General features: G+C 65.9%; 9 protein-coding genes and 1 tRNA gene. 1 reads left to right on the top strand and 9 read right to left on the bottom strand.

All coding sequences use genetic code 11. The annotated features are described in order from the left end of the window. On the top strand, positions 1-336 hold a 336-nt coding region (locus tag AAHB17_RS01170), incomplete at its 5' end, for a hypothetical protein (protein WP_342128579.1). A 63-nt stretch (positions 337-399) separates the two neighbouring features. Here AAHB17_RS01170 and AAHB17_RS01165 read toward each other — a convergent pair. From AAHB17_RS01165 to iscR, 9 genes are all read right to left on the bottom strand, one after another. Then, positions 400-474: transfer RNA gene (locus tag AAHB17_RS01165), tRNA-Val, on the bottom strand. 99 nt (positions 475-573) lie between these two features. Beyond that, entirely contained in the window at positions 574-1,299 is a 726-nt protein-coding gene (gene dnaQ / locus AAHB17_RS01160) for a DNA polymerase III subunit epsilon (RefSeq protein ID WP_342128578.1), read from the bottom strand. A 13-nt stretch (positions 1,300-1,312) separates the two neighbouring features. Next, the gene (fdx, locus tag AAHB17_RS01155) at positions 1,313-1,651 is read right to left on the bottom strand and encodes an ISC system 2Fe-2S type ferredoxin (protein ID WP_342128577.1); all 339 of its coding nucleotides are present in this window, start codon (positions 1,649-1,651) and stop codon (positions 1,313-1,315) included. 1 nt (position 1,652) lies between these two features. Beyond that, the gene (gene hscA / locus AAHB17_RS01150) at positions 1,653-3,539 is read right to left on the bottom strand and encodes a Fe-S protein assembly chaperone HscA (protein ID WP_342128576.1); all 1,887 of its coding nucleotides are present in this window, start codon (positions 3,537-3,539) and stop codon (positions 1,653-1,655) included. 47 nt (positions 3,540-3,586) lie between these two features. Then, complete coding sequence (gene hscB, locus AAHB17_RS01145) at positions 3,587-4,105, bottom strand: Fe-S protein assembly co-chaperone HscB (protein ID WP_342128584.1); 519 nt, start codon at positions 4,103-4,105, stop codon at positions 3,587-3,589. Between the two features lie 19 nt (positions 4,106-4,124). Then, positions 4,125-4,448: an iron-sulfur cluster assembly protein IscA gene (iscA, locus tag AAHB17_RS01140; RefSeq protein WP_342128575.1), complete on the bottom strand. Its 324-nt coding sequence runs from the start codon at positions 4,446-4,448 to the stop codon at positions 4,125-4,127. A gap of 90 nt (positions 4,449-4,538) precedes the next feature. Further along, positions 4,539-4,925, bottom strand: coding sequence for a Fe-S cluster assembly scaffold IscU (gene iscU, locus AAHB17_RS01135; protein WP_342128574.1), 387 nt, complete (start codon positions 4,923-4,925; stop codon positions 4,539-4,541). A gap of 12 nt (positions 4,926-4,937) precedes the next feature. Then, positions 4,938-6,155, bottom strand: a complete 1,218-nt coding sequence (locus AAHB17_RS01130) for an IscS subfamily cysteine desulfurase (protein WP_342128573.1) — start codon at positions 6,153-6,155, stop codon at positions 4,938-4,940. Positions 6,156-6,224: 69 nt separating this feature from the next. Further along, positions 6,225-6,758, bottom strand: a complete 534-nt coding sequence (iscR, locus tag AAHB17_RS01125) for a Fe-S cluster assembly transcriptional regulator IscR (protein WP_342128572.1) — start codon at positions 6,756-6,758, stop codon at positions 6,225-6,227. Positions 6,759-6,776: the final 18 nt, after the last annotated feature.

The raw sequence follows: 6,776 nt of genomic DNA, 5'->3' as shown, positions 1-6,776 counted from the left end.
AACAACACCCCCCGGGGGCCGCGGGGCCGCCACTCCCTCCCCTGTTGGGGGGGGGGGTCCGCGCCCGCCCGCCAACGCGTGCTGGGCAGCGCGGCGCCGCTGGCCCGCCTGGGCATTTCACGGGTGCCTCCCGACGCCGACTTCGGCGCTAGCCGCTGTGACGCCGAGATCAGCCGCGCCCAGGCGCTGACCCTGACACGCTACCTGCGCGCCATGCTGCCGTCGACCACGGCCGAGGCGGTGTTCCAGGTGATGGCGCAGGCCGATTGCCGCACGCCCATTTACTGGCGCCCGGCCGACGTGATCAACATCGGCCTGGTGACGGCCATCCGGTGACGGCGCCGACGGAGCGCAACAATGAAAAAGGCCACGCGTCTGCGTGGCCTTTTTGCTTGAATTTGGTGGGTCGTGGAGGCTTCGAACCTCCGACCCCCACAGTGTGAATGTGGTGCTCTACCCCTGAGCTAACGACCCAAACTCTGTCGCGATTCGATGCAACCTGTTTGTTGTTGCTGTGTCGCGAGCCTCAAATTATAGCGTGATTTTTGGGACTTTTAGAAGTGGCACAAAAAATCACGCGACAGCCTGCTGCGGCTCCAACACACGCCACAGTGTCTTGCCCTTGGTCGCCTTGTCCAGGTCCGCGAGCAGGGCCTCGTGCGCCAGCAACTCACTCTCGCTGGCGCGGGGCACCGGCAGGTCAAAGCGGCTCAGGTCGATCTGGGGCACGTCCACCCCACCCACCTGCTCGGTGGTCTCCAGCTCCATCACCAGGGCGTTCTGGCCCCGCGTCATGTTGATGTAGACATCGGCCAGCAACTCGGCATCAAGCAGGGCGCCGTGCAGGGTGCGGCCGGAATTGTCCACCTCCAGCCGGTCACACAGGGCGTCCAGGCTGTTGCGCTTGCCCGGGAACATCTCCTTGGCCATCACCAGGGTGTCGGTCACACCGCCCACGAGGCGGGTGATGGGCGGGCGCCCCAGCAACTCCATTTCCTTGTTCAGGAAACCGATGTCGAAGGGCGCGTTGTGGATGATCAGCTCGGCGCCCTGCAGGTAGTCCGCCAGCTCGTCGGCAATGGCCGCGAACTTGGGCTTGTCGCGCAGGAACTCGTTGCTGATGCCGTGCACCCGCAGCGCATCTTCGTGGCTGTCGCGTTCCGGGTTGACGTAGAAATGCAGGTTGCGCCCGGTCAGCTTGCGGTGCAGCAATTCGACGCAACCGATCTCGATGATGCGGTCGCCGTTCTGCGCCGACAAGCCGGTGGTTTCGGTGTCAAGAACGATTTGGCGTGACATGCCTTGGCCCCGGTCAGTGCTTTTCTTTCGCGTGGTTGATGGAGTACTTGGGTATCTCCACCACCAAGTCCTTCTGCGCCAGGATGGCCTGGCAACTCAGGCGCGAGTTGGGCTCCAGGCCCCAGGCACGGTCCAGCAGGTCTTCCTCGCCTTCTTCCATGTCGTTCAGGCTGCTGAAGCCCTCACGCACGATGACGTGGCAGGTGGTGCAGGCACAGCTCATGTCGCAAGCGTGCTCGATGGCGATGTCGTTCTCCAGCAGCGCCTCGCAGATGGTGGTGCCGGCCGGCGCCTGCACGCTGGCGCCCTGGGGGCAGTATTCGGGATGCGGCAGGATTTTGATGACGGGCATATCAGAGACTCTCCACGTTTTTGCCCGCGAGGGCTTGGGCAATGCCCCGGTTCATGCGCAAGGCCGCAAAGGCTTCCGTGCCCTTGGCCAGGGCCTGGGTGGCGGCTTCGATGGCGGCCGCGTCGTCGCTGCGCTCCACTTTCGCCAAGGTTTCAATCAAGGCGTCGATGGTGGCGCGCTCATCGGCATCGAGCAAATCGCCATCGGCGGACAGCGCGCTGTGGGTGGCCAGGCGCATGCGCTCGGCGTCCACGCGGGCCTCGACCAGGGCACGCGCCACCATATCCTGCTGGGCGGTGGCAAAACCGTCCTGCAGCATGGCGGCGATCTGCTCGTCGCTCAGGCCATAGGACGGCTTCACGTCCACCCGCGCCTCCACGCCCGTGCCCTGCTCCCTGGCGGACACGCTGAGCAGGCCGTCGGCGTCGATGGTGAAGGTCACGCGGATGCGCGCGGCACCGGCCGACATGGGCGGGATGCCCCGCAGCTCGAAGCGCGCCAGGCTGCGGCAATCGGCCACCAGGTCGCGTTCGCCCTGCACCACATGGATGGCGAGCGCGGTCTGCCCATCCTTGAAGGTGGTGAAGTCCTGCGCCAGGGCGGTGGGAATCGGGCTGTTGCGCGGCACGATGCGCTCGACCAGGCCCCCCATGGTCTCGATGCCCAGGGACAGCGGAATCACATCGAGCAGCAGCAAGTCGCCCTGCGGGTTGTTGCCCGCGAGCTGGTTGGCCTGGATGGCCGCGCCCAGCGCCACCACCTCGTCGGGATTGAGGTTGATCAGTGGCTCGGTGCCGAAAAAATCGGCCACGGCGCGGCGCACCACCGGCATGCGGGTGGAGCCACCCACCATCACCACGCCCTTCACCTCGGTCTTGTCGACCTGGGCGTCGCGCAGCACCTTGCGGGCGGCGGCGATGGTGCGCTCGGTCAGGGCACGGGTGGCCTGGGCAAAATCGGCGGGCGTCACGGCCTGCGTCAGGTGCAGCGACGGCAGGGTCACGTCAAAGGCCACACCGCCTGTGGTGTCCACCGACGACAGCGCCTCTTTGCAGCGGCGCGCCTCGCGCATCAACAGGGCGCGTTCGCCGGCACTGAAATCGGTGGCGCGGGCGGTGTGGCCGGTGGCGGCCAGCACCCAGTCGGCGAGGGCGCGGTCGTAGTCGTCGCCGCCCAGGGCCGAGTCGCCGCCGGTGGCCATGACCTCGAACACCCCCCGGGTGAGGCGCAGGATGGACACGTCGAAGGTGCCGCCGCCCAGGTCGTAGATGGCGTAGACGCCTTCGCTGGCGTTGTCCAGCCCGTAGGCGATGGCCGCGGCCGTGGGTTCGTTGATCAGGCGCAGGACCTTGAGGCCGGCCATCTGGGCCGCGTCCTTGGTGGCCTGGCGCTGGGCATCGTCGAAATAGGCCGGCACCGTGATGACGGCGCCGAAGAGTTCGTCGTCGAAGCTGTCCTCGGCGCGAAAACGCAGCGTGGCCAGGATCTCGGCACTCACCTCGACCGGGCTTTTTTCACCCGCCACGGTGGCGACAGCCGCCATGCCCGGGCGGTCCAGCACGGTGTAGGGCAGGCGCGCGGCGTCCGCCACATCGGCCAGCCGGCGGCCCATGAGGCGCTTGACCGAGCTGATGGTGTTGGCCGGGTCATCGACCTGAGCGGCCAGGGCGTCGAAGCCGATCTGGCGCCCACTGCCCTGGCCGGTGGCCAGATAGCGCACCACACTGGGCAGGATGACGCGGCCCTGGTCATCGGGCAGGCACTCGGCCACGCCGTGGCGCACGGCAGCCACCAGGGAGTGGGTGGTGCCCAGGTCAATGCCCACGGCGATGCGCCGCTGGTGCGGGTCGGGCGACTGGCCGGGTTCGGAAATCTGCAGCAATGCCATGGAAGGGACGCCGGCGATGCGGCGCCAGTGGGAATCGGGATAAACGGCTATTGTCCCTGTTGATCGAGCCGGTCCGCGACCTCGCTCGCAAAACGCTCAACAAACATCAGGGCTCTCACCCCCTGCGCGGCGCGCGCGGGGTCCTGGTCGGCGTCCAGCGCCTGCGCCACCTGCGCGGTCCATTCGCGCGCGGCGGCATGGGTTTGCGCTTCCAGCGCCAACAGCTCGTCGGCCGACGACGCATCCTCCAGCGCCTCGCGCCATTCCATCTGCTGCATCAGGAAGGCCGCCGGCATGGCGGTGTTGTTCTCGGCCTGCACCGGAACACCACGCAGTTCGCACAGGTAGGCGGCGCGCTTGAGCGGGTTTTTCAGGCGCTGGTAGGCCTCGTTGATGCGCACCGACCACTGCATGGCCAGACGCTGGGCGGTGGCGGCATCGGCGGCAAAGCGGTCGGGGTGGACCTGGCGCTGCAGGTCTTTCCAGCGCTGGTCGAGGGTGGCGCGGTCCTGCTCGAAACGTTCCGACAGACCGAACAGAGCGAAGTCGTTGGACTGCAGGTTCAGCGGCCCTGCGACCGAAGGCTCAGACACGGAAAGACTCGCCGCAGCCGCACTTGTCGCGTTCGTTGGGGTTGTGGAACTTGAAGCCTTCGTTCAGGCCCTCGCGCACGAAGTCGAGCTCGGTGCCATCGATGTAGGCCAGGCTCTTGGGATCGACCAGCACCTTGACACCATTGCCTTCAAACACCACGTCTTCCGGCGCGATCTCGTCGGCATACTCCAGCTTGTAGGCCAGGCCCGAGCAGCCGGTGGTCTTGACGCCCAGGCGCACACCCACGCCCTTGCCGCGGCGGCTGATGTATTTGGTGACGTGCCGCGCGGCGGCTTCGGTGATGGTGACGGACATGGCGGTTCGGCGTTCAGGGTTGAGCGTTCAGCGTGGGGCCCACGTCGGCGCGAACCCGCGCAACGGCCGGTACCCGACGCCCAACTGGCATCAATGGGTGTGCTTCTTGCGGTAGTCGTCCACCGCCGCCTTGATGGCGTCTTCGGCCAGGATGGAGCAGTGGATCTTGACCGGCGGCAGCGCCAGTTCCTCGGCGATCTCGCTGTTCTTCAGCGCCGCCGCCTGGTCCAGTGTCTTGCCCTTGACCCATTCGGTCACCAGCGAGCTGGAGGCGATGGCGGAGCCACAGCCGTAGGTCTTGAAGCGGGCGTCCTCGATGACACCGGTCTGCGGGTTGACCTTGATCTGCAGCTTCATCACGTCGCCGCAGGCGGGCGCGCCCACCATGCCAGTGCCCACGCTGTCGTCGCCTTTGTCAAAGCTGCCGACGTTGCGGGGGTTTTCGTAGTGGTCAACGACCTTTTCAGAATAAGCCATGGTATTTCTCCTTCAGTGAGCTGCCCATTGGATCGTGGACAGGTCGATGCCGTCTTTGAACATTTCCCAGAGCGGCGACAACTCGCGCAGCTTGGCAACGTTCTCCTTGATGGTTTGGATCGCGTAATCGATCTCTTGTTCAGTCGTCCAGCGGCCGATCGTCATGCGCAGGCTGCTGTGGGCCAGCTCGTCGCTGCGGCCCAGGGCGCGCAGCACGTAGCTGGGCTCCAGGCTGGCCGACGTACAGGCCGAACCCGACGAGACCGCCAAGCCCTTGATGCCCATGATCAGCGACTCGCCTTCGACGTAGTTGAAGCTCATGTTGAGGTTGTGCGGCACGCGGTGCGTCTCGTGGCCATTGATGAACACTTCCTCGATGTCCTTCAGGCCATTGACCATGCGGTCGTGCAGGGCACGGATGCGCTGGTTCTCGGCGTGCATCTCTTCCTTGGCGATGCGGTAGGCCTCGCCCATGCCCACGCACTGGTGGGTGGGCAGCGTGCCCGAACGCATGCCACGCTCGTGACCACCGCCGTGCATCTGCGCCTCGATGCGGATGCGCGGCTTGCGACGCACGTACAGCGCGCCGATGCCCTTGGGCCCGTAGGTCTTGTGGCTGGTCAGGCTCATCAGGTCGACCGGCAGCGTCTGCAGGTCGATGTCGACCCGGCCGGTGGCCTGCGCCGCGTCGACGTGAAAGATCACGCCCTTTTCACGGCAGATGGCGCCGATGGCGGGGATGTCCTGGATGACACCGATCTCGTTGTTCACGAACATGACCGAGGCCAGGATGGTGTCCGGGCGGATCGCCGCCTTGAAGGCCTCGAGGTCAAGCATGCCATCGGATTGCACGTCGAGGTAGGTGACTTCAAAGCCCTGGCGCTCCAGCTCGCGCATGGTGTCGAGCACGGCCTTGTGCTCGGTCTTCACCGTGATGAGGTGCTTGCCCTTGCTCTTGTAGAACTGGGCCGCACCCTTGAGAGCCAGGTTGTTGGACTCGGTCGCACCGCTGGTCCAGACGATTTCCCGCGGATCGGCATGGATCAGCGCCGCGACCTGTTCGCGCGCGGTCTCGACAGCCTTCTCGGCTTCCCAGCCCCAAGCGTGGCTGCGCGATGCCGGGTTGCCAAAGTGCTCACGCAACCAGGGAATCATGGCGTCCACCACCCGCGGGTCGCAGGGGTTGGTGGCGCTGTAGTCCATGTAAATGGGGAAGTGCGGCGTGGTCATGGGTTCGATGCTTGAAACAAATTGGCATGCGGCAGCGCCCCGTCGGGGCGCCCCGGCACACCCGGGGATTTACTTGGACATGGCGGCGCCGAGCGCGAACACCGAGTTGGGCGCGTTGACGCGGATGGGCTTGACCACCGGCGCGCTGGAGATGGCGCGCTTGACCGAGGGGGCATTTTCAATCACCAGGCCCTTGGCCAGCTGCTCATCGACCAGCTTCTGCAGGCTGATGGAATCCAGGAAATCGACCATGCGCGAATTGAGCGCGGCCCACAGCTCGTGGGTCATGCACCGGCTGCCCTCGCCCAAACAGTTTTCCTTGCCACCACACTGGGTGGCATCGATGGGTTCGTCCACCGAGACAATGATATCGGCCACCGTGATGTCAGCCGCCTTGCGGCCCAGGGTGTAGCCGCCGCCAGGCCCACGGGTGGACTCGACCAGTTCGTGGCGACGCAGCTTGCCAAACAGCTGCTCCAGGTAGGACAGCGAAATATGCTGACGCTGGCTGATGGCCGCGAGCGTGACCGGACCGTTGCTCTGGCGCAGGGCCAGATCGATCATGGCGGTGACCGCAAAGCGGCCTTTGGTTGTGAGGCGCATACCAAGCTCCTTTGGTTG

The sequence above is a fragment of the Hydrogenophaga sp. OTU3427 genome (assembly GCF_038440225.1).
Classification (GTDB): Bacteria; Pseudomonadota; Gammaproteobacteria; order Burkholderiales; family Burkholderiaceae_C; genus Hydrogenophaga.
The sequence above is the reverse complement of the archived record's forward strand: the minus strand, read 5'-3'. Positions and strand labels throughout refer to the sequence as shown.

What these genes read in the sequence shown, in the direction of transcription:
- dnaQ (WP_342128578.1), bottom strand. Translation starts at nt 1,299, where the DNA reads ATGTCACGCCAAATCGTTCTTGACACCGAAACCACCGGCTTGTCGGCG.
- AAHB17_RS01130 (WP_342128573.1), bottom strand. Translation starts at nt 6,155, where the DNA reads ATGACCACGCCGCACTTCCCCATTTACATGGACTACAGCGCCACCAAC.
- fdx (WP_342128577.1), bottom strand. Translation starts at nt 1,651, where the DNA reads ATGCCCGTCATCAAAATCCTGCCGCATCCCGAATACTGCCCCCAGGGC.
- iscA (WP_342128575.1), bottom strand. Translation starts at nt 4,448, where the DNA reads ATGTCCGTCACCATCACCGAAGCCGCCGCGCGGCACGTCACCAAATAC.
- iscU (WP_342128574.1), bottom strand. Translation starts at nt 4,925, where the DNA reads ATGGCTTATTCTGAAAAGGTCGTTGACCACTACGAAAACCCCCGCAAC.
- iscR (WP_342128572.1), bottom strand. Translation starts at nt 6,758, where the DNA reads ATGCGCCTCACAACCAAAGGCCGCTTTGCGGTCACCGCCATGATCGAT.
- hscA (WP_342128576.1), bottom strand. Translation starts at nt 3,539, where the DNA reads ATGGCATTGCTGCAGATTTCCGAACCCGGCCAGTCGCCCGACCCGCAC.